The following is a 25,450-nucleotide window of genomic DNA, read 5'->3' on the forward strand; positions in this document are numbered from 1 at the left end:
AACCAAGTGGTCGAAAGACAGTAATAACTACGTGTAGGACTTCAAAGCCCCCAAACCTACGCTCTGTTTTCGGGCCCCAAAACTCGAGGCAGGAATCTATGCGCGTTGCACCACCCCCACAGCCTTATCCTCCTTCCGGACATATCTCAAGTTCCCAAATCCGCCTCGTTGGCCGCAGCGAGGAACTGCGTGCGGTGGTTTCCGCCATAGAGTCCAACGGGGGCTCTGTGATCGTAGGACCCGAGGGGATCGGGAAAACTGCCCTCGCCAACGCTGCTGCGCGTGCAGTGCGGCAGGGCTTTCATGTGGTCCAAATCCGCGGCAGCAGGTTCTCCGCCGGCACCGGGTACGGGGCACTGGGCTGGCTGCTTAGTGAGCTGCCGGACACCCCGCTGGACGATCCCGTTCAGGTGCTGCGGGCGCTCAAGGCCTATTTGCAGGAGCGGGCAGGGGGACGGCGGACGCTGCTGGTTGTGGACAACATCCACGAACTGGATCCGCTGAGCCAGACCGCCACCGTTCAACTAATACGGCAGTCAGCCGCGGCGCTGGTAGCAACTACCCCCGACCTCCTGCGCTGCGGCGATGAGCTGGTCCGGCTGTGGTCTGAAGGCATGATCCGCCGCATCGATTTAGGGCCCCTGGAGCCTCCAGACTCGCTGGCTCTGATGGAGGACCTTACCGGTGGCCGTCTCTCCGCCCTCGCAGCCCACTCGGTCTGGCTGCAGACCAGGGGCAACCCGTTGTTCACCTCCCTGCTGTGCCGGGACCAGATGACAGCCGGCCGGCTGAAGGAACGCGGCGGCATTTGGACGCTTGCAGGGCCGCTGACTTTCAAGGGCGAGATCGCCGACTGGATGGCGTCCTGGTACCGCCGCATCGACGACGCGGAGCGCCGAGTCGTGGACCTGGTATCCCTGTGCCCCGGAATACAGCTTCAGGTGCTGCTGGCCATGGGGGACGAGCGGAGCGTGGAGAACCTGGAAGAACAGGGCATCCTCGTCGTTGCCCAGCGGGAAGGGACGGTATGGATGCGCGAACCGCTGTACGCGCGGCTGATTGCCGAACTGGTCCCGATGGGACATTTCTTCGAGTTGTGGCAGGAGCTTCTTGCCACCGGTCCTGATCTCGATACCTGGGCAGACATCCCGGCCCGTGCGTTTGCCGAATGGGCTGCCGCTGCCGGCGGCCCCGTCGACCCCGACCTCGCCGCCCGTGCGTGCGCGGTGGCGAACCTGGCAGGCGCGCCCGAGAGCGCAATCAAGATCGCTGCGGCAGTCGAGGACCCCCGGCCCCACCCCCGGCTGAAACTTGAACGGGCCAGGGCACTGCGGGCGTGCTATCAGGCACCGGCTGCCGAGGTTGAACTGCGCAGCCTGACAGGACTCCAGGATCCCGAAACCCTGGTGCCCGCCCTGCTGGAACTGGCACAGGTGGCCCGCCTGGTGCCGGACCCTTACGTTTCGCCGCAGGATGCTCTTCGGCAGGCAGAGACCGCTGCGCAGGGCCAGTCTGAACCACTGCATACGCAATCCCTTCACCTGATTACCGCCGCGCGTGCGGCGTTCGCAGTGCTGGATGCAGACCCCTCCGCCGCCCCGGAGGAACTATCTGCCCTCTGCCTGGATTGGACTGCACCCACTGCCCTCGTACTGGGTGCGCAGGCCAGCCGGTGCCAGTTGCTCGCCCTGGAAGGCCGGACAGGGGAGGCGCAGAAGGAAGCTGCCGAGCTGTGGGAGAGACTGCGCCAGGTGCATTCCCTCCCGCTCACCACCGGCTCCGAGATCCTGAGCGGCGTCCTGTGCACGCACGTGATGTGCGCCGAACCCGGACGGGCCCTGGCCATGCTGAACCAGGCCAACGGGGTGCGCTACCTGGAACACCATCTGAGTGCCTGGTCGGAGCTGCCTGCTGGTGTTATTCACGCTCTGACCGGACGTGCAGACGCAGCGCTGGAGTGTTTAATTCCTGCACTCCGGCAGCTTGAAGTGGACGACCCCCGGGATCTGCTCCCTCTTGCCCGGGCAGCCATGGCGTACTGCTACGCAGAGCGCCAGGAATGGGACAAAATGGGGGAGTATTTGGGCTCTGTCCCGGAGTTCAGGGCCGCCCCGGCAGGCCACGTACTGGTAGGCACACGCTATTTCCAGCTGGCTGCTGCCCTTTCCCGCGGCACCACGAGCCGGAGCGGTGATCCAGCTGGCCAGCTGGCCAGGGAAGGTCAACGCGCAGCGGCCGCCGGCAGCTTTCCCGCGGCCGTCCTGTATCTGGCGGCTGCGGGCCTGGACGGGGACTTAGCCTCGGCGCAGCTGCTTGAAACGACGGCTGCCGCCGGAGACGGACCTATGGCCGGCACCTGGCAGAAACTCGGTGCCGGGCTTTGGAAACAATCTGCCCAGTTACTCTTCGAAGCCGCCGAAGCGCTGTTGGCACGGGGTTTCTACGGAATGGGTTACAAGGCCGCGCTCGCGGCACAGGAAACGGCCGACGCCGCAGACCAGCGTGAGCTGTCCCGCCGGGCCCGTGTGGTGGCCAACGAGTGCTACCGGATGCTCGCCGATGCCAACAGCCTTCAAAGCCGAATGGACACACTGTCCGACTTTGAGCGGGACCTGGCCGTCCGTGCGGCTTCCGGAGCGAGCAGCGCGCGGCTGGGGAGCGCACTGCACCTCTCACCCCGCACGGTTGACTGGCATCTTGGCCGGATCTTTCAAAAGCTGCACGTCTCAGGACGGGCTGAACTCCGCCGTCTGCTGGGGGAAGGGAGCGGCATCGCGGGCACGGGGAGGGACAGCGCCACCAGAACCACGGAATCCACCCGGGTGTACAAGTAGCGTCTGCAGTCCGTCCGGGCATCCGGGCAGGTAGCGGGGTGCGGTTACACCCGTGTAATTCAAGTACCGCCTACTGATTACTGGTGATTCCTACTCAGGCAGGTGCCATTTGCTCTACCTAGTCTTTTGAGCACTGCCCCCCGTGGGCAAGATAGCTTGCTAGGAAGAGGTCTCACTGTGGAGAAACATCGTTTGTCCGGCGCACATGCACTTCTGGCGCATGCCCCGCTGATCCAAGAACAAGCCGTTGGAAAGCAGATCCAGGATGTGCCCTTTCTCGGGCGCTCCGGTCTCATTCAGGCCATGGCAGATTGCCTGAAACCGGAATCAGCAGTTTCGGGCTGCCTGGTCGTGGGCGATTCCGGAACCGGCAAGAGCGCACTGATCCGGCACGTGCTCTCCGTCTACGGTGGTGCCGCCTACGTGGTGAATGTCAGGGGATCTGCCTTTGCCGGACGAACTCCCTTTGGGGCCCTGACATTCATGCTGTCAGAGCTCGAACCCGAGTCTGCGTCCCACCCCGTCCTGATCCTGCGCGGGCTGACAGAGCTCATCCGGGAACGCGCTGCCGGCCGCCAGGTCATCCTCGCCGTGGACAACGCCGAGGAACTCGACGAATTCTCCGCCATGGTACTTAGCCAAATGGTCGTCAACCGCTCCGCTCACATGTTCGCGGCCTTCCGCGACTTCAGCGCCGCACCTGCCGAATTCATGGGCCTGTGGCGGGAAGGGCTGCTCACGCGGCTGGATTTGGAGCCCATGCTGCCCTCTGAGTGCGCCCACCTGCTCGAAGCAAACCTGCGGGGCCCGATCAGCAGGGCAGCGGCAGAGGAACTGGCCAGCGCCAGCGGCGGCAACCCGAACATGCTGCTGGCAGTTGCGGAGGACTACCGGGAATGCGGCAGGGTGAAATCCATGGATGGCGTCTGGGTCCTTGATAAGACCCGCCACTGCACCTTCCCGCGCCTCTACGCCGCTATGGCCGTGCGGCTAACAGGCCTTTCCGCAGGGCAGCGCGAGCTCCTTGACCTGCTGGCACTGTCCGGTGCGCTGCCGCTCGAGCAGGTTCTGGAACGGCTGGACAGCCTTGAGGTGGATGCTCTCCAGGAAGCGGGGCTGCTGCAGCTCCAGCACAGAGGAGCGCCGGCGCTTTCACTGGGCGATCCGGCCCTGGGCACGGTGCTGCGGGGACAGCTGGACTCCGGAAGGCGGCGGGAGCTCCTCGAGATCATGGTGCCGGACACCGCAGTTGCCTTGCCGTCGCATGCCGCGGAATGGCTGCTAAGCGCGGGAGCCAAGCTGTCCGCGCCGCTGGCGCTTTCCGCAGGCCGTGCAGCAAACGCGGCAGGAGACCCGGAGGCAGCCCAGGAGTACATTGAAGCTGATCCGGACTACCTGTCCTCCACCGCGGCGGTTCTGGAACTGTCCCGCGCCCAGCTCCGTCGGGGCAATGCCGCCCAGGCCGCCGACGCCATCCTCCGGCACCGCTCCTTCGACGAAACAGGCATTGTATCGCCTGACTCAGTGCGCCTGCTGTTGGTCGAAGCAGCGTCCGGGTGCCGCGCGCTCGCCGAGCAGCAATTCGTTGCCTCCGGCTCTGCGGATCCGCACGCTGCGCTGTTCGGCGACGCCGACCGGATGCTCGCCGAGCTCAGGAAGCAGGGGCTGGCTCACCGTGAGGCGGCAATGCTGGAACGGGAACTGGTCCTGGAGCGCGCGCGCTGCCTCACACAGCACGGTCAGTACAGCGAGGCAGCTTCCTTTCTCTCCGGAATTTATGCCCGCGGCGATGAAAACGGCCGCGGATTCCGTGCCCTGGTGGGCTCCTGGCTCTGCGTAGCGTGGGGCATGAGCGACCGGCAGTCGGACGCGCACGAGCTTGCCGCAGCCCTGTGGCCAATCCTCACAGACGTGCACCAGCCGGATCTGGACGAGGGCCAGGCCGCGCCCGCCCAGGCGAGGATCCTGCATGTCCTAATGGTCACCGGCGCGCTTGATGCTGCCGCAGACTTCCTCTACCAGGATGCCGGAACGGAGGGGGACGGCAGTCTTGGCGGGACCCTCCGCGAAGTCTGCGAAGGGATGCTTCATGCATTCGCAGGCCGCGGGGCCGCAGCCATCGCCTTGCTTCACCCGGCCGCAACGCAGCTGGCCGTGTTTGATCCGGACGGGCTGCAGCACACCGTGAGCGCCGTGGCAGCGTACTGCGCTGCACTCCAGGGCCAGTACGAGCGGGCAGAGGAGCACCTCCGTACCGCCGACGCGGTGCCGGCCACGCCATCATGGGCACTGCAGCGCACTGCAGCCCATTTCACCGTGCTCGCCTGGAATCTCCTGGGCTCGGAAGACGCCCATGAAGCGCTGGCTGAACTTGCGGCCAAGGACGACGCCCGCGGCGCTGGAGCCTACGCCGTCCTTAGCCTGCTGAGTGCCGTGCGGCTGGGGGACACCGCTGCCGCCCAGCAGCTGCTGGATACCGCCTCAGTTCTGCAGGGACGCTTCGCCCGGCTGTGCGAGGACTACGCCAAGGGCGCGGCGGGCTGCGATCCGCAGCAGCTCCTGCTCGCGTCCGACGCTGCGGCGGCCATGGGCCATGAACTGTTCGCACGGGACACCGGAGAGCGGGCCCTGGAAATCGCGGCCGGATCGGGGGACCGCGCCACCGTCCGCTTCATCCACCGCAGCCGGCGGCTGCAGTCGGGGGAGACAGAAAACGACGCCGAGGTGGAAGACTGCCTGCGCGGGCTGACGGCACGCGAACGGGTGATCGCACGCCAGGCTGCCTCCGGAACGAGTAACAAGATGATCGCCGCAGAGCTCTCAATCTCTGTCCGCACCGTTGAAGGCCACCTTTACCAGATTTACTCCAAGCTGCACGTCGGCAGCCGGAGGGAACTGTCCCACTTGCTGTCAGCAAGCCAGACCGGCAGCGCAAACCAGTCCGGCGCAGTACGCGGGGTGCGGTGATGGAAACCCAGGTCCGAAACACCGGTCTCTTCCTCCGGATGGCCGAAGCTGAAGCCATCGCCAATCACCTGCTGGATCCGGTACTGCGGGGATCGATTGTCCTGGCCCCCGAAGGCATGGGCAAGAGTGTCCTCGCCGAAGCAGTCCTTGGCAGGCTGGAAGGAATCGTCACTCCTTACCGAGTCCACAGCAGCCCGGTGCTGGCCAGCATTCCGTACGGAGCGCTCACGCCGTTCATGGAGCGGGCATTGGCGGAAGACCTCGGGTCACCCCTGATGGTGCTGCGGAACATCCGCAGGTACTTCCGTGCCCGTGCGGAGTCCGGTCATCCTCAGGCATTGCTGGTCGTCGACGACGCCCACCATTTGGACGAATCCTCCAGCCATGTGCTGGTGCAGCTGGTCATGTCCGGCGAAGTCCGTTTGCTTGTGCTGGCGCGCAGCCGCAGCGAGAACATCCAGGAGCTGCTGTCCCTTGCCCGCGACGGTCTGCTGTCACGGGTGGACCTGGAACCGCTCTCCCCGGGGGCAGTGCACCGGTTCTGCGCAGAGGAATTGGGCGGGCCTGTGCTGCGTGCGTCCAGCGCCGTGCTGGCCCAGGTCTCCGGGGGCAATCCGCTGTATGTCAAAGCACTGCTGGCCGCAGCGCGGAAACGCGGCGACCTGCTGCAGCGCAACGGCTCCTGGTATCTGCGGTCCCTGCCGGGAGTCCTGGAACCCACGGTTCAGGACCTGGCCAAAAGGCTGCTCGCGGGCAGGTCCGCGCAGGAGCGTACAGTTCTGGAAGCTGTGGCGCTGTCCGGGTCTCTCTCCCGTTCCAGCCTCGCGGCCATCGCAGGCCCTGCGGCTGTCCAGTCCCTGCTGGACGAGGGGTATCTGGCCACGGCTATGGACACCCCGGACCAGCTGCGAATGGCCCAGCGGCTCCACTCCGACGCCATCCGCAGCCTGGTTCCGCCCATGCGCAGCATCGAAATCCGCAGCCAGCTGGCCGGCGGCACATCCGATGAGCGCCTCGTCCAGGACCCGCGACAGGTGGCATGGGCGCTTGACAGCGGAGGAACTCCTCCCGATTCAGTGCTGCTGCAGGCTGCGCGGGCAGCGAACGCGGACGGCGATGCAGAGCTGGCGCTGCGGCTGGCACTTGCCGTCCGGCCAGGCCCCATGGCAGTCCGGGCCCGAGTGGAGGCTGCGTCCTCCGAATTGGCTTTGGGTAATCTTTCAGAGGCACGGGCAGGATTGGAAGGGGTGGTCAAATCCGCACCGGATCAGGAAACCCTGGACCTGGCTGTGCTGGTCACTGCCCAACTGGCAGCCTGTTCCGATCTGTCCGCAGAGCGGTTGCGTGCGCTGGCGGAGGACTGGGCAGCCCGCGACGCGCAGCTTTCCGGCACCGGCCCCGATGCTTCCCGGACCGCATGGCTCGCCGCCGGCCGAAGCGTGCTCGCGCTGTGGGCGAGGGCTGCTGACGGAAACCTGCTGACTCCGGGTGAGTCAGCAGTTACCACAATGGAGCTTTTGGAGGAAGAAACCGGGCTGGCGCCGGCGTCCGCATCCGCAGCCCGGCATGAGCTGAGGGCGCTTGGTTATGCCCTCGTATGCGAGGTTGAGACTGCAGCCGGGAACATCTCCGAAGCACTGCGCGCCGCCGGGCAGGCACAGAGGGAGCTCCATCAGGAGCCGATGGCACATAGCAGGGTCCGGGGCAGCGTCCTCGTGCGGCATGGGTTCGCGCTGCTCCACGGCGGTCACTTCGAGAAGCTCGGCACCCTGATCACCAGCGAGCTGGGAGCGGCACCTCACCATCTGCTGAGGATGGGCGGCAGCATGGGGGTGCTGGAGGGCGCCCTGGAAATCCACCAGGGACGTTTCCGCGAGGGGCTGCGACGATTGAGGCCCGCCATCGAAGCGCTGCGAGCCGGGGACCCTGAGCGCCTGCTTCCTTATGCCCTGGCGGTGTCGGGCTATACAGCAGTTGTTGTGGAGGACACCTCGCCGGCCATCCGGTTCGCCGGGGAGCTCCGTAGCCTGGGGTACGCCGGCCCGCCGTCGCTGAAACTGACATCGCAGGCTTTTGCCGCGGCCGCATTGGCTCCGCAGGGAAGTGAGGATGCACCGCCCCCGCAGGTAAGGGAATTCGCAGAACAGGCACGGTCCCTTGGGCAGTACGCAGCGGAAAAAGACATCCTGGAACTCGCCCTGGCAGTCGGGGACCTGAAGCAGGCGCGGCGCCTTGTGGATCTTGCTGAGAGATTTGAAGGGGGAGAAGCCGAGGCACTGCACGCGTACGCAGCTGCAGTCGCGGCCGATAACCCCGAACGCATGGTCCTTGCCGCAGATGAAGCCGTCCGCCGCCGCAAGTACCTGCTGGCAGTCGAGTGCATCGGGCACGCCATCCGGTACTACGGCGCCCACAACAACCTGCGCAGGCAACGTGCCCTCATCCAGCAGCTCCGGCGCAGGCGGGACGAGCTCGCCGGTGTCACCGTGTCCTACCTGAGCCCAAGTGTCCATCAGGTGAGGCTCACAAAACGTGAGCACGAAATTGTCGAGCTTCTGCTCGAGGGCGCCGGGACAAAGGACATCGCTGCGAAGTTCACACTCTCGCAGCGGACCGTGGAAGGCCATGTTTACCGCATATACGTGAAGCTTGGCATCAGCAAGCGCACCGAACTCGAAGTGGTCTACCGGGCACTGGAAGCGGAGCCGAAGGCGCACGCCAGCCTGTAACCGGCGGCGGCATCCTTCCGGCGTACTGACCGGAGCCCCGATGATGATCCGCGCAGCGCAGCCCAAGTAGCAGCGCAGCCCAAGTAGCGGGACCGGCCCATAGGGTAGGGAACCGTTCGGATCGAGTGGAGCGTGCGCGTTTTGAAGTGGGAATTACTGGTGTGCCGCTGTGCCGGCTGTCGTTAACTGTGCTTGTCAGGGCGGGAGAAAGCAGCAGCTTTCGCTGCACCGCAGGCTGTGCCGGGATTCAGTCCTTACCGGTCGGCCAGAGGAACCCTTCCTGATATTCCAGGCCCGCATCCGGTGTCTGAGCGGGCCCCCCAAAGCGGAGCCGGCGGCGTCGAAGTCTGCTGAGACCCAGGCTTCCCCCCAGCCGCCGCCGGCTCCTTCGCTTTGGGTTTCGAGCATCCTTCGGGGTGCTTTTTTTCTGCCCGAAACCGGCCGTGCCTGCATTGTCCAGGCACCTAATCCCATCCGCTCCGGGCCGTGGGAAATCCATTGCGGCGAACCGCGTAGCGCTTGCAAGTACCGCTGCCGCGGAGGGCGAGGTTGGTCCCCTGAGGCGAGTATTCGGTACTCGTGCCCCGGTTCACGCCGACTCCTAGATTCAGACTTCGTTAGTTAGGGGAAGCTACGAAGGATGACGGACTCTTTATGAGCTCAGATACACATCGGCTGCTGCCGGGCCAGTTCCTGGAGGGGGAAGCAAGGGGGGTTGCGGAGAACATCCAAAACCCACCCGGTGTCCTGGACCACCCTGCGCCCCTGCGGCATGGGGTGCGGGAAACGCACCAGCCCGCGCGCGGCGCGGAAAAGAACCTGAGAACCGATTTCGTGCTGGCGCCTCCGGCTGCACTGGACGGGGTAAAAGTAACACCTGGAGCTGGAGCCGCAGCGCTTCCCGCGCAGCCCTTTGTCTTTCCGTCCTTCATCACCCGTCCCTCCAGCGCGGCACGCGCGTCAAAGACATCCGCAGTCGTCTGGAACCGGCGCTACGAGCGCATCCTGATCCTTACGGACGCCCTGGTGGTTTTCGCCGCAGTGCTGATCGGAACAGTGGCGCGGTTTGGAGCACAGGCCGGAGAACTGCGTGTAGGGCCGGTGGCAACGACCTACTGGGTCTTCTCGCTGTTGCTGGCCGCCGGCTGGCTGCTGGCGCTGCACATCTACCGCAGCCGTGACCCGAAGATCGCGGGCATGGGGACGGATGAATACAAGCGGGTGGTCAACGCAACGTTCGCTGTAACCGCGGGAATGGTCTTCGCCTCCTTCGCACTGCAGGTCGAACTTGCCAGGGGGTACTTCGCCTTCGTCCTCCCCGCGGGCACAGCGGGACTCATCTGTTCCCGGTGGCTGCTGAGGCAATGGCTGAAGAGCCAGCGGCAGCGCGGGCGCTTCCTCTCGCGGGTGGTGGTGCTGGGCCGTCCCAAGGACGTCCGCTACGTGGCCCACCAGATCGCAGCTAAAGCCGGCGCCGCCTACAAGGTGGTGGGCGTGGCGGTATCGGGCAAACGGCGGTCCAGCCTGGAAGTGGACGGAGTCAGCCTTCCGGTGGTCTCGGATACAGAGCACGTGGTAGACGCGGTCAGCCGGCTGGGAGCAGACGCCGTCATAGTTGCCGGGCCCACCAAGGGTGGCAGCAGCTACGTCCAGGAGCTGGGCTGGAAACTGGAGGAATCCGCGGTCCAGCTGATCCTCACCACTGGGCTGACCAACGTTGCCGGTCCACGTATCCACTCCCGGCCGGTCGAGGGGCTGCCCCTGATGCATGTTGAACTGCCCCAGTATGCGGGCGGAAAACACCTGCTCAAACGCGGCATGGACATCGTCCTGTCCGGGCTGGCGCTGCTGGCCCTGGTTCCGGTATTCCTGATCCTTGCCCTGCTGGTCCGGCGGGACAGTCCGGGTCCGGTGCTCTTCCGCCAGGAACGGGTGGGACGCGGAGGCGAGGTCTTCGAAATGCTCAAGTTCCGCTCCATGGTCCAGACCGCCGAGGACGATCTAGCCGGTCTGCTGGACCGCAACGAAGGCTCCGGCGTGCTGTTCAAGATGCAGCACGACCCGCGGGTCACGAATGTGGGCCGCTGGATGCGCAAGTACTCACTCGACGAGCTGCCACAGCTGTGGAACATCTTCCTGGGCCATATGTCCCTGGTTGGCCCACGCCCGCCCCTCCCGCGTGAGGTGGCGCAGTACGGGGACCGCGTGCACCGGCGTCTGTACATCAAACCGGGCCTTACCGGCATGTGGCAGATCAACGGGCGTTCGGAACTGAACTGGAAAGACGGCGTCCGGCTGGACCTCTACTACGTGGAGAACTGGTCCGTTGCAGGCGACATCATCATCCTCTGGCGCACCGCAAAAATGCTGCTGCGGCCAGTCGGGGCTTACTAACCCAAACCCACCGGCATTTGCTGGTCTCACATTAAGGAATCCAAGTTATGAAAAGTCTCGTTACCGGAGCCGGCGGCTTCATCGGGGGACACCTGGTTGCCAAGCTGGTCAGCGAAGGGCACGAAGTCCGTGCCGTTGACTGCAAGCCGCTTCACGAGTGGTACCAGGTCCACGACGGCGCGGAAAACATCCAGGGGGATTGCTCGCTGCTGGAAACGGCCCAGCAGGTGACCCGTGGCATGCAGCACGTCTACAACCTGGCAGCCGACATGGGCGGCATGGGGTTCATCGAGAACAACAAGGCCGCCTGCATGCTGACGGTGCTCACCAGCACCCACATGCTGGTCGCTGCCCGGGACCAGGGCGTGGAACGCTTCTTCTACTCCAGCTCCGCCTGCGTCTACGCCGCGGAACACCAGACCACCTCCAACGTGACCGCCCTGAAGGAAGAGGACGCCTACCCGGCACAGCCCGAAGACGGCTACGGCTGGGAAAAGCTCTTCACCGAACGTATGTGCAGGCACTTCCAGGAGGACTACGGACTGCAGACCCGGGTGGCCCGGTTCCACAACGTCTACGGACCCGAAGGCACGTGGGAAGGCGGCCGGGAGAAGGCTCCGGCAGCACTCTGCCGCAAGTTCGCGACGGCGGCGCTCACCGGCAAGCCGGACCTGGAGATCTGGGGCGACGGCGAACAGACCCGCAGCTTTATGTACATCGACGACTGCGTGCACGGCATCCTGGAGATCATGAACGGGGACTCCGCGGAACCGGTCAACCTGGGCTCGGCGGAACTTGTCTCGATCAACCAGATGGCGGACCTGCTGGAGCAGATTTCCGGCACGGTGGTGAACCGGCAGTACAAGCTGGATGCCCCCCAGGGCGTCCGCGGGCGCAACAGTGACAACACCCTTTTCAAATCCACCTACGGCTGGGAGCCCTCCATCTCGCTGCAGGAAGGCCTGGAACGCACCTACGAATGGATCCTGGGTGAGATCAAGGCGCAAAGGAGGCTGGTTGATGCGACTCCAGCTGCATGATTTCTCCGGCCACCCGTTTCAGGCTGAGCTTTCCCGGGAACTGGCGGGGCGCGGCCACAGTGTGGACCACGTGTATTCCGCCCAGTACAGCAGCGGCAAGGGGGTCCTGGAGCGCACCGCAGGGGACCCGGACCTGCTGAGCTTTTCGCCGCTGGATTCCGGTGCACCGTTCCAGAAGTACAGTGCGCTGGGCCGGCTGCGGTTCGAGCAGGCCTACGCCCGCACCTGGCTGGAACACAACCGGCGCACGGCCCCGGAGTGCATCGTGGCGTGCAACGTTCCGCTGTTCGCCCTGGACCAGTTCCGCCGTGCCGCTTCGCGCAGCAGCCAGCCCTGGCTGCTGTGGCACCAGGACCTGTTCAGCAATGCGATCTCGGAGGAACTGACCCGCAGGCTTCCGGCTCCTGCAGCAGCGGGGGGAAGTTCCCTCGTCCGCCGGATCGAGGCAGGCATAGTCCGCAGCGCCTCGCAGGTGGTGGCCATTGGGGAGGAGTTCCGGCTCGCCTACCGACGCTGGGGTCTGGACACCGGGCATGTTTCGATCATTCCCAACTGGGCGCCGCTGGAAGAGATCGTTCCACGGCCAAGAAGCAATGCCTGGACTGCGGCGAACCTGCCGGCAGGTCCTGAGCTGAGGCTGCTCTACGCGGGCACGCTGGGCCGCAAGCACAATCCGCTCCTGCTCTCGGACCTGCTCCGCTCGGCGCGGGCGGCCGGGCTTCCGGCACGGCTGATCGTCGCTTCCGAAGGAGAAGGCATTGACATGCTCCGCGCGGACCTGCAGCAGGATCCGGACCTTCCGGTGACGCTGCTGCCCTTCCAGCCGGCGGCAGACCTGCCGGACATGCTGGGGTCCGCGGACGTGCTGGTCACCATCCTGGAACCGGAGGCCTCGAGGTTCTCCATTCCCAGCAAGGTGCTCTCCTCGCTCGCCGCGGGCCGGCCGCTGCTGGGACTTATGCCGGAGGACAACCCGGCCGCCACGGACATCCTTGCGGCGGAGGGATATGTTGGCCAGCCGACCGAGTTCGGTGTTGCCGGTGCGGTTGCCTGGCTCCGGTCCCTGAACCGGGACCCGGCGGCCGCGGAAGCACTGGGCGCCAAGGGCCGGGCACTGGCCGAAAGTCGGTTCGGGATTGTTCCGATCGCTGACCGGTTCGAGGCAGTGCTGCGGCGGGCAGTGCCCGGCGCGGACCGGGCTGATGATCTCCGCTCCCGCCCGGCACATGCAGGGTCATCAAGGTTCCGGCGGAGGCAGCAGGATGCTGCGGCCTAAACCGGGAACGGCAAAAGGGAACGGCGGCTCTGCCCGGCAGAGCCGCCGCCCGGCTGTCATTGATTTGTCCAAGGCGCCCGGGTCAGGCGAGTCCTGGGGCAAGCCCAAGCCGGTGGTGTACCTGTGGTCCGCCTGTGAGTTGGTCTTTGTCACCAACCCCTGGCAGATCTCCTCGCGCCTGCGCGTCGCGGTGCTCCGTGCCTTTGGCGCGGAGATCGCCGACGGCGTGATCTTCCGTCCCCGGACCCGAGTCAAGGCTCCGTGGAAACTGCACATCGGGCCCCGCTCATGGATCGGAGAGGGTGTGTGGTTCCACAACCAGGACCACGTGTGGATCGGGGCGGACGTTGTCATCTCCCAGGAGAGTTTCCTGACTACCGGCAGCCACCGGGTGCGCACCGACATGGGGCTGATCACCAGTCCCATCCGGATTGACGACGGCGCCTGGGTTACGTCCCGCTGCATGGTCCTGGGCGGTTCCCGGATTGGACGCTCAGCGGTCATCCAGCCGATGACCGTGGTCAAGGGAACAGTAGGGGAGAACCGTGTCTACGGTGCTGCTGTCCAGCCGGAGGAGCTGGGGGACCGGTTCCCCGATGAGGCAGGCGGCTCCGCGGCCGGGGACCAGCCGTGAACCCGGCAAGGTTACCGGGCCAGTCCCGCTACCGTCTCTGCCAGGATCGGGTAGATCTTGTCCGCAAGGTACGCGTGCCCGGCGTTGGTGGGGTGGACTCCGTCCGTCCCGATCAGCGTGCTGTCACTGCCGGCGAACCAGCCTTCGGCCAGCGCATCCACGTAGCGGACCTTGGCGTCCGCCGCGGCACGGGCGATGGCCTGGTTGTTGGCGGAAATGGAAGACGGAACGTTGGCATCAACCCAGACCGGGCCCACCACAATGATCTCTGCCTTCGGGGCGAGGGTCTGCAGGTCCATGTACAGGCTGCGGGCCGCCTCGTACATGGCAGCGTCACTTTGGCGGCCGTCATTGCGGCTGCCGAAGACCAGCACGACGTCGGCTTCCGGACTCAGGAACTGGTTGGCGGCTTCGCCGAAGACCAGGCCGGTAGCGCCGCGGGTGATGTAACCGGAACCCGGCTGCGCAACCGGGTTGAGTTCCACCGGGTTGCCGTCCTCATAGAACCGGGTCCCTGTCAGGCTGGTCCAGTTGGACAGGCCTTTGCCTCCCTCATCGGAGCCGGCCACGTAGGAATCACCGAGGACATCGATCCTTGCGCGTGTTTCCTCCAGTGCTGCGGCAGTGGATACCGGCGTCTGCGGCTCCTGTGCCTGGCCCGTCCCGGACTGGGACAGTGCATAAGCGGAGATCAGTCCCGCGAGCACTGCAAGGAGGAGAAGCAGCAGGCTCCTGGGGGCACGCGGCCTTTTGAAGCGGGCGCTGGCTGTGTGGTTACCGCGTCGTGTAGGCATTCCTGAATTGTAATCGAACGGTCTCCTAAATGAACACCAATTTTGAGAAATTATTACTCGCTTCAGGGGGAAGTGCATGAATAAAATACTTGTTTTCGTTCCGGCGGAAAAATGTAATGGGGGAAAGGTCTCCGCCCTTGCGGCCGGTGTCAGGATAAGGGGCGGATGGACGCACCATCCTCTATGTTCCGGACACACTGCGGGCCTGCAGGCACAAGGAAAGGCCCTGCGGGGCGGCGTGGTCCGGCATCGGCGGCATTTCACCAAATACCGGCCTGCGTCATTTCGGCCACAGGGTGGAGCAGCAGCCAATCCGCTCTTCTTCCGGTATTTCGCGGGAATGGGAATAAACCCTCTTTCCCGGCGGGAGGCCGGCTCATTAACGCCTTTCAGGGCAGCTCCACAACGGCTGTTGTTCAAATGTGGCGGGGTGGGCAGGTGACCGCCCCGCTGAGGGGAGCGCTCGGTGCCCGCAACGGCGTCGTACCTGCTGTGAAGCCTGGCCCGGTGCCGGCGTCGAAGCGAACGGGCAGGCGCCGGATCCTTCCGGGATGGACCCCGGCAGTCCTTCAGGTGGGCGGGCTGGCAGGTCCCGGGGCAGCGGCCGGCGGTGTCTGGGTGGTCGCGCGGACGCAGAGCGACGCGCTGGCCGCGGCCGGCGCGGAAGTCGAGCTGGTTGGCGGATGGCTGGGCACCCTGCCGCAGGAGGACCCGGAACCTGCACGGCAGCTGCGCCGTGATGACGGAAGCAGTGATAAAGGAAGCAGTGCGGAAGGAAAACGGGCTGTAGCTGCACGGCTGTTCCGGATGCGCCGTCCGGTTCCGGGCGCCGGGCTCCGGGCACCAGTCAGCTTTGCGTTCCCCCGGCACATGCGCAGAAGTGCGCCTGCGGCTGATGTGGCGCATGTTCATCTCTGCAGGGACTTCGTGACCTGTATTTCGACTCTTTTGCTCGGGCGCGCCGGCACGCCGGTGGTGGCCCAGACTCATGGGATGCTCCTGCCGTCGGACCGCCGGGCACTGCGTATGTTTGACCGGCTGATTACCCGCAGGGTTCTGCAGATACCGGCGCTCTGGCTGACCCTCACGGAAGACGAGGAACGCGGACTGGCCCGGCTGGGCGTTGACCCCGGACGGTTCCGCCGCGTGGTGAACGCAACGCCCGAGCCAGGGCAGGCTTGGTCAGACCCGGAGAAACCTGTTTTCCTGTTCGCAGCCCGGCTCGCACCGCGCAAACAGCCCGGGGTTTTTGTGCAGGCGGCGCTGGAGGCGCTGGCCGCCGGACTGGACGCACGGTTTGTAGTGGCCGGGCCTGACCAGGGTGAAGCGGCGAAGGTCCAGGCGCTGGTAGAAGGTTCCGGATACGCGGACCGGTTCGAACTGGTCGGCGAGCTGGGGCCTGCAGAGGTGCGCCAGCGGATGGCCGGCTGCACAGCATACGTGCTGCCCGCGCTGTCCGAGCCGTATCCCATGACGGTGCTGGAGGCAGCCGCTCTGGGTGCACCGGTGATCCTGACTGAGCAGTGCGGTCTTGCTGCGCTGATGGACAGGCAGGAGGCTGCTGTGGTGGTGGAGCCCAGTGTCCCTGCCGTGCGGGATGCGATGCTCAGGCTGGCGGGGGACCGCGCGGAACGTGAGCGGATCGGCGGCAACGCACGGCTGGTCCACCGGGAGAACTGGTCCACCGAGGCACTGGCGCAGGACCTGTTGGATGCTTACCGCGGCGCAGCCGGACTGCAGGGCGGGCAGCCATGAGTTCCTCCCTGCTGCCGGCGCTCGGCGCGGCCAACGGGACGAAGCCGCGCGCCGGTTCACGGTCGGCCAGCGCCCTGGCAGCGTTCGTGGTTTTTGCAGTGGTGATTCCCCTGCTCATGCGTGCTTCCAGCGCGGTGTTCTATACGGACACCGACTTCCTGATCCGCTATGCCGTGGTTCTCTATGCTGCGGTGAAACTGTCGCTCCTGCTTGGCCAGCCTGCGGTGCGGCCGGTCTCCGGGGTCTTTTGGATCTTCATCTACACCTGCATGGGCGTGGCGCCGCTGGCCCAGCTCACAACCGGCCGGACTACAGCCCTGGCAATCCAGGTTGATGAGCGGATGCTGACCGGCGCTAGCCTGCTGACGCTGCTGGGATGCGCCTGTTTCGACGCCGCCTACCACCTGCGGCTGCGCCGGCCGTCGGCTCTGGCCCCGCGTCTGCGCTTCCGTGAGCTGCGCAGCCTGAGGGTACTGCGCATCTTTTCCGTCGCTGCCCTGGCCGCAGGCCTGGTGTACATAGTCCAGGTGGGCGGCCCTGCCGTGTTTTTCCTCAGCCGCCAGGAAACCGGCGAAGCGCTGGACGCCATCAATCCGGAGAGCGGCGACGCGCTGCGGGCGATCATCTCCGGTGCCGGTACGGTGGCCTGCCTCTGCGCGCTGATCTTCTATCTCCATGTCATCCGTGCCAGGCAGCACCGGCTGGCCCTCCAGGACATAGCCCTGATCGTGGCCCTCGTGGGGCTGAACGTCATCGTTAACAACCCGATTTCCAACTCCCGCTACTGGACCCTGGCAGTGCTCTTCGGGCTGGTCCTGCCCCTGGTCCGCGGACACAAGGTGCTCTTCAACGTCGCCATAGTCGCCGGGACCCTGGCCTCGATCCTCGTCTTCCCGATGGCGGATATCTCCCGGCGGGCCGCCGGTACCCAGGCGCCGCTGGAGGTTGATTCGGTCTGGACCATGATCGCAACGAAGGACTATGACCAGTTCACCATGCTGGCCAACACGCTGGGCTACACGGCAGACCACGGACTGTCCTGGGGGATGCAGGCCCTGGGCCCGCTGCTGTTCTGGGTGCCCAGGGTGCTCTGGCCGCAGAAGCCTTTCGACACCGGTGTGGAAGTCGGCATGTGGATGAACAACTCCAACCTCAATCTTTCGGCGCCGCTCTGGGCTGAAGCCTGGATCAACTTCGGCCTGGTGGGAGTGGTGGTCGCCTTTGTGGGACTGGGGATCCTTGCCCAGCGGCTGGATGCGGGGTTCCGGATGGACGTGCTGGGTATGGGCTCAGCCGGCTACCTGGGGATCGCCATTTTTGCCGGCTACCTCTTTATCCTGCTCCGCGGATCCCTGCTCCAGTCCACGGGACGGCTGATGATCCTGATTCTCTCCATTCTTATTCTTACCGCCGTGGCCAAGGGCCGCGAAAGGAGCGCAGCATGAGCGCACCCCTGTCCAAGACGCGCCCGCAGCCCGGTTTCCGGGAGTCCTTTGACCAGCTGAAGCGGGCACAAAAAACCCGTAAGGGAGCCCCCCTGTATTTGCTCTACGTCAACCGGCCAGCCGGGCGGACCATAGCCGCCGCTCTTCGGTTCACCAGGGTGGCACCCAACCACGTAACCTGGGCCGGAGCTGCCCTGACCTACGGGACGCTGTTGTGGGTGGCACTGTGGGCACAGCCGACGCCTGCCGCCGCGCTGGCCGGTGTGCTGCTCGCTGTCGGCTATGCGCTGGATTCTGCGGACGGGCAGCTGGCCCGGCTCCAGGGCACCAGCTCGGCCTACGGGGAATGGCTGGACCACCTGCTGGACAACGGCAGAATCACGGTAATGCATGTGGCCGCCTTCTGTTTCCTGGCCAGGACCACTGAGTACGACGTCGTGCTGCTGGCGTTGGGCTGCGGAGCGTTCCTTCTGGCCAGCTCCGTCATTTTCTTCGGCGGAATCCTCTTTGACCAGCTGGCCAAACACTCGGGAACCGGCGGTGGACCTGAACCTGTCCGGGACGACCGGCGCCTGTTTGTCCGTTCCGTGGTGATGCTGCCGGTGGACTACGGGGTCACCTGCCTTGTCTTCCTGCTGTTGCCCGGTCCTGTGGTGTTCCTGGCTGCCTACCTCACCCTCGCTGCGGCCCACGTCCTGATCGGGGCCGCCTTTGTACTGCACTGGCGCGGCAAGCTCCTTCGGCTGCGCTGATGGGAGGCCTGCGCCGCTTCGTCACCTTCGCTGACCAGGGTGTCTCCAGCGTGTCCAACTTCGTGGCCGTTGCCGTGGCCGCGAACGTGGCCGGCACGGGGGAGTTCGGCCAGTTTTCGCTCGCGTACGCGGGCCTGCTCCTGTTCCTCGGCGCCCAGCGGGCGTTTGTGGGAGAAACGCTGCTGGTACGGTACTCCCGCACCGGCGCGCTCACGGCCCGGGTGGCGGCCGCCAGCCTGGGCGGTTCCCTTCTGGTGGCTGTCCCCGCGGCCCTGTTCCTCCTGGCCGGGGCAGCCCTGGCCGGGGAGCGGAATGCGCTGCTGTGGGCGGTCATGGCAGCCGCCGCTCCGCTGATCCTGCTGCAGGACGGCCTGCGGTATCTGTTCATCTGTGAGGGACGGCCCGGGCGGGCCCTGGCCATAGACGGTCTTTGGGCGGCACTGTCCATTCCCGCCATGGTGCTGGCTGCCGGGGAGGGCTGGTCCCTGGCGGCGGTGCTCGGATGGTGGATTGCGGGTGCGGGCGCTGCCCTGGCTGTGGGACTGATACTGGCCCGGGCTGTGCCCGCAGTGCGGGCCGGAGGCCGCTGGCTCTGGCTGAACCGGGACTGCTCCTTCCGTTATCTGGCGGAGTTCGCTGCCCTGAACGCTTCGAGTTTCGCAGTGCTGTACCTGCTGGTGTTTCCACTCGGCCCGGCCGGTGTTGGCGCGCTGCGCGCTGCGCAGCTGCTGTTTTCGCCGCTGAATACCGTTTTCGCTGCGCTGCGAACTGCCATCATCCCGGAGCTTGTGCGCGCCCGTGGAACGGTGGTGTTCAGGCGCCGGCTGACGGAAGCCACGGCGGTGGTGCTGGGGCTCGCCCTGTGCTGGGGTGCTGCCGTGCTGATGCTGCCGCAGGCGGCCGGCGAATTTGTGCTGGGGGACACCTGGTCCAATGCCTCAGATCTGCGGTGGCCCTCTGCTTTCCAGTACCTGGCGATGGTCCCGTACACCATTCTGCTGGCCTACTTCCGTGCTTCCGAGGCCAACCGGTTCTCCACCCTCGTGCGGGGGATCCTGGCAGGGGCAACGCTTGTTCTTCCGCTGGGTTTCGCCCTGACCGGATCCACCGCAGCTTCCGTGTGGGGATTCACTGCCGCCGTCGGCCTGGCAGCGGTCTGCGGGCTCCTCGCAGTTCGGGCCGGGCGAGGACGCGTCCCCTCCGGCCCGACCCAGGAGCAGCCGCAGCGGGTCCACGGCCGGTAGCGGCAGACGGACCCGGTGCCACGTGCACAGACGACAGCAAACGTGAGTCTGAACGAAAAGGACCCGGCACCCTGGTTGGGGTGCCGGGTCCTTGCTGCCGCCAAATGGCAGCGTTAGTTCTTTACCGCCTGTTTGCGCCGGGAGTTGCGCCCCCGGTCGCCGTTCACAACCTCTGCTGCCTCAGCGATGGGGGAGGATGGCCGGCCGCTGTGCTGCTCCCCGTCCAGGGGAGACGCCGGAACTGCACCGTAGTCCGTGAGGTATGCGGAGTTCGCGTCCGGGCCGCTGCGGGGAATACCGTTCAGGACCACGCCAATCACATTGGCCTTCACCAAATTCAACTGTTCAACGGCCTTGGACAGGTTGTGCTGGCTGACCTTCCTGGCGCCCACCACCAGGAGCAGACTGTCCGTATGCCGGGTCAGGATCGCGGCGTCCGCTACCGGCAGCACCGGAGGGGCATCAAAAATCACGACGTCGTAAGCGGCTTCCATCTCTCCTATCAGTTTCTGCATGGTGGAGGAGGCGAGCAGCTCCGTGGGATTCGGCGGCAGCGGACCTGAGGTCAGGATGGACAGACCTGCGTTGCCCCAGTGCTGCGTGGCATCGGAGAGGTTCGTACGTCCAACCAGCACCGTGGTCAGTCCCACGGAAGGTTCCAGCCCGGTGGCGTCGGCCACTGACGGAAGCCGTAAATCAGCATCAACCAGAAGAACCCGCCGTCCGCTCTGTGCCATGCTCAGCGCCAGGTTCAGCGAGACGGTGCTCTTGCCTTCGCCGGCCTGGGCGGAGGTGACCAGCAGGGACTTCATCGCATGGCCCACTGCAGCGAATTCCAGGTTGGTCCGCAGCTGCCGGAATGCGTCGGTTCCGGATCCGCCCAGCACGAACGGTGCAGAGGATCCCTTCGGTGCTTCCGATTCGGTGATGCCGCCAAGCAATGGGAGGGAGGTTGACCGGCGAAGGTCTGCTTCGGTGCGCACATGCCGGTCCAGGACGTTCCTCAGGACGGCAACTGCAAGCCCTGCGGCCATGCCGTAGAGCAGGCCAAGTGCCAGGTTCAGAGACGTCTTGGGACTGGAAGGGGCGCTGGGTGCCTGGGCAGTGTCGACGGAGGTCAACCGCACTGGTGAAGGCGTCCCGTTGGTGGGACGCTCGACGTCGGCCACGGCCAGGATCAGGCTTGATACCACCCCGTTGGCGATGTCCGCGGCCCGCTGGGGGTCCGAGTCGACTGCCTTAATCTCAATGATGACGGTGTTGCGCGAGGTGGAGGCCTTTACGTTCTTGGCCAGCTCGGCGGAGCTGGTGTTAAGTTCGAGCTCCTCGATGACCGGGTCCAGGACCTGAGGTTTGCTGGCCAGGTTCACATAGGACTGCACGCGGGCCAGCGCAAAGGCACTGCCCTGCTGCAGTTCGGCTGAGGTGTCTACGTTCTGGGTGGAGACAAAAAGACTGCTGCTTGCGGTGTACGCCTTTGGCATGGCGACGGAGACGACGGCAGCGGCGATAAGGCCGCTGAGAGCGAATGAAACTATGAGCATCCAATTGCGTCGCAGGATGAGGATCTGTTCGCGCATATCCATTGGTTACCCCTTCCCTTGGATAAGACGTGTGGCTGCTGGCAGTGCGTAGCGGTTCCGGGGGCTCATACACGGAGCCATGAATAGCACTGGCTGGATTCCACTCGGGCCGCATCGGCCCCGATGGTGACAGGCACGGTGCCGTCATACTCACCGATCGTGGCGCCGGAAGCGGTGAAAACCGAGATAGTGCAACCCTCTGTGACCGTGTACGGGCGGTAGGTCCCGGCCGCGATCGAGGGTTTCTCGGCCTGCGGAGCAGCTTCTGCGACGGCAAACTCGCCGTCCGGGAATCCGAGTGCCGCTGCCTCGAGTTCAGGCAGGAGGTCAGTGCACAGAACCGTGATGGCCTCGCTGGTTTCAGCCAAGGGACTGGTAATGAGTTCACTGATTACGGCTTCGGGGTCGGCGGACTTGGCGGTCAGCAGCAGCTCACAGCGTTCCTGGCCAACCTGCAGCACCGCATTCGGGTCCATCCCTTCCGGCACCTTGCCCTCCAGGAAACGCTGCTCAGTTTCGTTGAACGTGGGAACCGGAGCAGGCTGCGGGGACTGGCCGGCGCCGTCCTGTTCTTCCGAAGCAGCTGGCGGCGCCTGATCCGATGCCGGACTGCTGCTTGCGCCTGCCTTCGGGCTGGCTGGGGAGGTTGAGGGGGACGAGGTGGCAGCTGCCTTCGGTGTGCCCTGAGGGTCGGGATCGGAGGCAGTGCAGGCTGTGGCCGTCCCCAGCAACGGGACCAGCAGCCCCGCGGTCAGCACTCGTGCTGCCGCGGATTTTCTGAGACCAGGCTTCATGCGGTGTACTTTCTGTTCGGGCGGAACCGGGTGCTCCGCAAAACGGAATCTTGAATGGTCAGGGGGCAAACACCAGGGTGAGGACGGCATGCCGTGCACCTGACGCTTCCTTGGTGTAGAACCAGGCGTTGTCCGTGCCGGTGCCGGTGATGCCCAGGTCCACGGAGCCGGAGAGCATCGTTGACACAGCTGCCGGATCCAGGTCCACCGTGTAAATGGTGTTCAGTGCGGTGGGAGCGATGGTGCCCAGAAGCGGGGCGGCCAGGGTTGGGCGCGTGTTCCACGTTGCTGCCGTCTCCGCCCAGGCGCCGGTCACGGCGTGGACCGTGTGCGGTTCCACCGACGCTGCGAAGGACTCAGTTGTGGTGCGGAGGCGGAGCGTGGCCGACTGCAGAGTCATTCCCGCAGGGATGTCACCGCCCGGCTGGAACCGCAGGTAAGAGACGTAGCCGAGGTTGCCGCGGGATGCCATGGTGACGGAGGAGCCGTACGCTGCGTTCGGGGCGCCCTGATTCACATAGGTGTCCTCGGAGGGCAGCAGCGTAAGCGTGACCGGCTCCGCCGGCACTTCGGCAGCAGCGATAGTGGCTGATGCCTGAGCCGATGCCGGTCCGGTGTTCCCTGCGGCGTCGACTGCCAGCACCCGGTAGTGCCAGGTTCCGGGAGCCAGGTCCTTGTCTTCGTAGGAGAGCGCCGTGGCGGGAACAGGCGCCAGCAGGGTTTCGGCCGAGGGCGTGAATCCGTCTGCGTCGGAGCGGTGGACCTGGTAGCCGGTGACTCCCACAATGTCCGTGGCTGCGCTCCAGCCCAGGTTCACGGTGGTCCCGGCACCTGTGGCAGTCAGGCCGTCCACGGCCGACGGCGGCGCGGTGTCCGGTTCCGGGGCCGGTGCGGTGCCGGTTCCAATCTGGTAGTGCGCCTGCACCGACTCTGCACTGAGCGCCGTCGGGTAGACGGCGAATTCATCAATGCTGCCCTTGAAGTAGCGGCTGGTGGGCATCTGCGGCCAGGACGTGCTGAGGTTGTCACCGCCGATCCGCCAGGAGCCGGTCATGGCTTCGTTGCCGGTGACGTTGCTGGCCGCCACCCTCTCGCCGTCGACGTAGAGCGCCGTGCCGCCCGGACCCTGAGTGGCCACCGCGTGGTGCCAGGCGCCGTCGTTGTATGTTCCGGGCGAGGTCACCGTCCGGGCCTGGCCGGTCCAGGTTCCGAAGATCAGGTTCCCGGCGTTGGTCATGTACAGGTGCCGGTCATAGCTGCTGCTCTGACCCGCGGACTTGCCGTCCCGGCTCGGCTGGCCCGAGCCGAAGCCGAAGATCTTTCCGCCGGCCGTCGTATCGGTGCGGAACCAGACCTCGGCGCTGTACACCGAGGGCGCGGCTGTCTTCTGCGGGATGTAGATGTAGTCGTCAACGCCGTCGAAGGAGGTGGCCTTGTTCAGGTCCGCAGCCAGCGCCCCGTCAGCGGTTCCGAAAACCGGCGCGCCGTAGGGCAGGCCCATGCGGTTGCTGTCGGAAGAATCGGCCGCAGCGGCGACTGAATCGCCGAGGCGCCAGTAAGTATCGGCGCCGTCGGCGCGGACTGCGGCCGGGTAGGCGTCCGTGGCAGTCGCCGTGCGGATCTGCACCTGGCCGGAGAGCGGGCCAACGTTTCCGTCGGGGTCGCTGGCACGGATCCGGTAGGAATAGGTGGTGCCCGGAACCGCGGTGGTGTCAGTGAAGGTCGCCTGCGGCAGGTTCCACCAGAGCGAGGACGCCTGGACGCTACCGAGCGGTGTGGAGTAATTGTTGCGGTAGACGCTGTAGGTCAATTCGGAATCATCCGGATCCGAGGTGGTCTGCCAGCGGATGGTGTTGTGACCGGCCGTCCGGGATTCAGCAGTTACCAGGCGGGGCGCGGACGGGCCGGCGGTGCCGGGGCCGGGTCCGAACCGGGTCAGGCTCTGCTGGTAGACGCCGTTGACCTTGGTGAACTCTCCGCCAACCCACAGCACGTCGTTTGAGCCTTTGGTGGTGTGGGCCAGGGTGCGCGGCCCGATTTTCTCTCCGTTGCCGTCGTTCAGCATGGGGTTCCACTGCAGCAGGGGGCCGGGCTTGTCCAGGTCCTGGGCGCTCAGGTAGATGCGGCTGCCGTCGTTGAAGGAGCCCATGCTCCCGCAGTCGTGGATATGGTGTGCCGCGTAGAGCTTCGCCTGGTAGACGGTGACTGCCTGGGTAGCGCCAAGGCAGGTGTCCCGCCATACCTGGTCAAGCGTCCCCAGATCCAGCCGGGCGCGGCCGTCGAAGACACCTCCGCCGGTTCCTTCGTTGCCGATATAGAAACTGGTTTCATCCGAGGTGATGCTCTTGACCACAGACGTTTTGGGAATGAAGAAGTTCGGATAGGTTTTTATGTTGCTGCCGGACACCGGATCAACCACGGCGAGGGCCTTCGAATCGGCGCCGTTCATGGTTGTGAAGTCACCGCCGGCCATCACCACATTCCGGGCGGCCGGTGCGTGCAGGGCGCGGACCGGAAGATCAGCGGACGGCGCCCAGGGCAGCAGCTCGCCGGCGGGTGTGATCGCCGCGAGCCGGTTGCGGGTGACGTTCTGGACGAGCTTGAAGTCTCCGCCGAAGTACACGGCGTCGGGGGTGGCTTCGATTGCGCGGACCGTGGCGGCGACGGCGGCCTGCCTGAAGTCCGTCTTCACGGTGCAGCTGGGGATGTTGATGGCGGCCAGACGGTTGGCGGTGACTCCGTTGACCGTGCCGAACTGGCCGCCGGCGTAGAGGGTGTTTCCATCCGGGGAAACTTCCAGGGCCCGCACCGTCGCGGAGGTGCCGGTGAAGGAGATGTTGCAGTCGACCGGCTCGCCGGTGTAGGCGTCATAAGCCGCGAAGTTCACGGCGCTGCGGCTCCCGGCGGCGCCGGCAACAGTGCCCGGCGGGCGGATCGCGGTGAAAGTGCCGCCTACGTAGACAATTCCGTTGGACTCAACCATGGACCAGACAATGCCGTTGGTCTGCCATGTGGGCAGGTCACTTGCCGAAAAAGCTACGCCGGGGACCAGTGCCGTTGCCGGGGCTGCGCCGCCGACCAAAACAGTGGCGGCCACAGCCACAGCGGTTCCAAGCGCCGCAAGAATCCTCCGCACGAACAACCGCCTCTGCAATGTGGACGGGACAAACTGACCCGAGACTGAGGGCATCGTAGCGGCGCAGCAAACA

15 protein-coding genes are annotated in these 25,450 nt (G+C 65.6%); 11 read left to right on the forward strand and 4 right to left on the reverse strand.

Going from position 1 to position 25,450, the window contains the following annotated elements:
• The first annotated feature begins 98 nt into the window (after nucleotides 1-98).
• The 7 genes from AO716_RS07300 to AO716_RS07330 all read left to right on the forward strand — a co-directional run bounded on the left by AO716_RS07300 (nucleotide 99) and on the right by AO716_RS07330 (nucleotide 13,874).
• Entirely contained in the window at nucleotides 99-2,834 is a 2,736-nt protein-coding gene (locus AO716_RS07300; RefSeq protein ID WP_235472029.1) for a helix-turn-helix transcriptional regulator, read from the forward strand.
• Nucleotides 2,835-3,101: 267 nt separating this feature from the next.
• Nucleotides 3,102-5,801 carry a LuxR family transcriptional regulator gene (locus tag AO716_RS07305; RefSeq protein ID WP_268753569.1) on the forward strand — a complete coding sequence of 900 codons (2,700 nt, stop codon included), beginning with the start codon at nucleotides 3,102-3,104 and terminating at the stop codon, nucleotides 5,799-5,801.
• Nucleotides 5,801-8,530, forward strand: a complete 2,730-nt coding sequence (locus AO716_RS07310) for a LuxR C-terminal-related transcriptional regulator (RefSeq protein ID WP_055240289.1) — start codon at nucleotides 5,801-5,803, stop codon at nucleotides 8,528-8,530. The genes AO716_RS07305 and AO716_RS07310 overlap by 1 nt, the downstream gene beginning before the upstream one ends.
• A 654-nt stretch (nucleotides 8,531-9,184) precedes the next feature.
• Nucleotides 9,185-10,924, forward strand: coding sequence for a sugar transferase (locus AO716_RS07315; protein ID WP_082413415.1), 1,740 nt, complete (start codon nucleotides 9,185-9,187; stop codon nucleotides 10,922-10,924).
• 47 nt (nucleotides 10,925-10,971) lie between these two features.
• Nucleotides 10,972-11,964, forward strand: coding sequence for an NAD-dependent epimerase/dehydratase family protein (locus AO716_RS07320; protein ID WP_055240290.1), 993 nt, complete (start codon nucleotides 10,972-10,974; stop codon nucleotides 11,962-11,964).
• The gene (locus tag AO716_RS07325) at nucleotides 11,945-13,240 is read left to right on the forward strand and encodes a glycosyltransferase (protein WP_055240291.1); all 1,296 of its coding nucleotides are present in this window, start codon (nucleotides 11,945-11,947) and stop codon (nucleotides 13,238-13,240) included. Before AO716_RS07320 ends, AO716_RS07325 begins: the two co-directional genes overlap by 20 nt.
• Nucleotides 13,227-13,874: an acetyltransferase gene (locus AO716_RS07330; RefSeq protein WP_235472030.1), complete on the forward strand. Its 648-nt coding sequence runs from the start codon at nucleotides 13,227-13,229 to the stop codon at nucleotides 13,872-13,874. Before AO716_RS07325 ends, AO716_RS07330 begins: the two co-directional genes overlap by 14 nt.
• Nucleotides 13,875-13,885: 11 nt before the next feature.
• Here AO716_RS07330 and AO716_RS07335 read toward each other — a convergent pair whose 3' ends face one another.
• The gene (locus tag AO716_RS07335) at nucleotides 13,886-14,668 is read right to left on the reverse strand and encodes an SGNH/GDSL hydrolase family protein (RefSeq protein WP_160317915.1); all 783 of its coding nucleotides are present in this window, start codon (nucleotides 14,666-14,668) and stop codon (nucleotides 13,886-13,888) included.
• A gap of 438 nt (nucleotides 14,669-15,106) precedes the next feature.
• Between AO716_RS07335 and AO716_RS07340 the strand changes: the two genes are divergently transcribed.
• Genes AO716_RS07340 through AO716_RS07355 form a run of 4 tightly spaced genes read left to right on the forward strand, consistent with a single transcriptional unit; the run spans nucleotide 15,107 to nucleotide 19,864 of the window.
• Entirely contained in the window at nucleotides 15,107-16,423 is a 1,317-nt protein-coding gene (locus tag AO716_RS07340; RefSeq protein ID WP_160317916.1) for a glycosyltransferase, read from the forward strand.
• Nucleotides 16,420-17,868 carry a hypothetical protein gene (locus tag AO716_RS07345; RefSeq protein ID WP_055240294.1) on the forward strand — a complete coding sequence of 483 codons (1,449 nt, stop codon included), beginning with the start codon at nucleotides 16,420-16,422 and terminating at the stop codon, nucleotides 17,866-17,868. The genes AO716_RS07340 and AO716_RS07345 overlap by 4 nt, the downstream gene beginning before the upstream one ends.
• Nucleotides 17,865-18,620: a CDP-alcohol phosphatidyltransferase family protein gene (locus AO716_RS07350; RefSeq protein WP_055240295.1), complete on the forward strand. Its 756-nt coding sequence runs from the start codon at nucleotides 17,865-17,867 to the stop codon at nucleotides 18,618-18,620. The genes AO716_RS07345 and AO716_RS07350 overlap by 4 nt, the downstream gene beginning before the upstream one ends.
• Nucleotides 18,620-19,864, forward strand: coding sequence for a hypothetical protein (locus AO716_RS07355; RefSeq protein ID WP_055240296.1), 1,245 nt, complete (start codon nucleotides 18,620-18,622; stop codon nucleotides 19,862-19,864). The genes AO716_RS07350 and AO716_RS07355 overlap by 1 nt, the downstream gene beginning before the upstream one ends.
• A gap of 113 nt (nucleotides 19,865-19,977) precedes the next feature.
• Here AO716_RS07355 and AO716_RS07360 read toward each other — a convergent pair whose 3' ends face one another.
• The 3 genes from AO716_RS07360 to AO716_RS07370 form a co-directional block, all read right to left on the reverse strand.
• The gene (locus AO716_RS07360) at nucleotides 19,978-21,450 is read right to left on the reverse strand and encodes a polysaccharide biosynthesis tyrosine autokinase (RefSeq protein ID WP_055240297.1); all 1,473 of its coding nucleotides are present in this window, start codon (nucleotides 21,448-21,450) and stop codon (nucleotides 19,978-19,980) included.
• A gap of 62 nt (nucleotides 21,451-21,512) precedes the next feature.
• Nucleotides 21,513-22,241, reverse strand: coding sequence for a hypothetical protein (locus tag AO716_RS07365; protein WP_152969901.1), 729 nt, complete (start codon nucleotides 22,239-22,241; stop codon nucleotides 21,513-21,515).
• A 58-nt stretch (nucleotides 22,242-22,299) separates the two neighbouring features.
• Nucleotides 22,300-25,377 (reverse strand): LamG-like jellyroll fold domain-containing protein, encoded by a 3,078-nt coding sequence (locus tag AO716_RS07370; protein WP_082413589.1) that lies wholly within the window; start codon nucleotides 25,375-25,377, stop codon nucleotides 22,300-22,302.
• Nucleotides 25,378-25,450: the final 73 nt, after the last annotated feature.

The sequence above is a fragment of the Arthrobacter sp. Edens01 genome, assembly GCF_001307035.1.
In the GTDB taxonomy this organism is placed as follows: domain Bacteria; phylum Actinomycetota; class Actinomycetes; order Actinomycetales; family Micrococcaceae; genus Arthrobacter_B.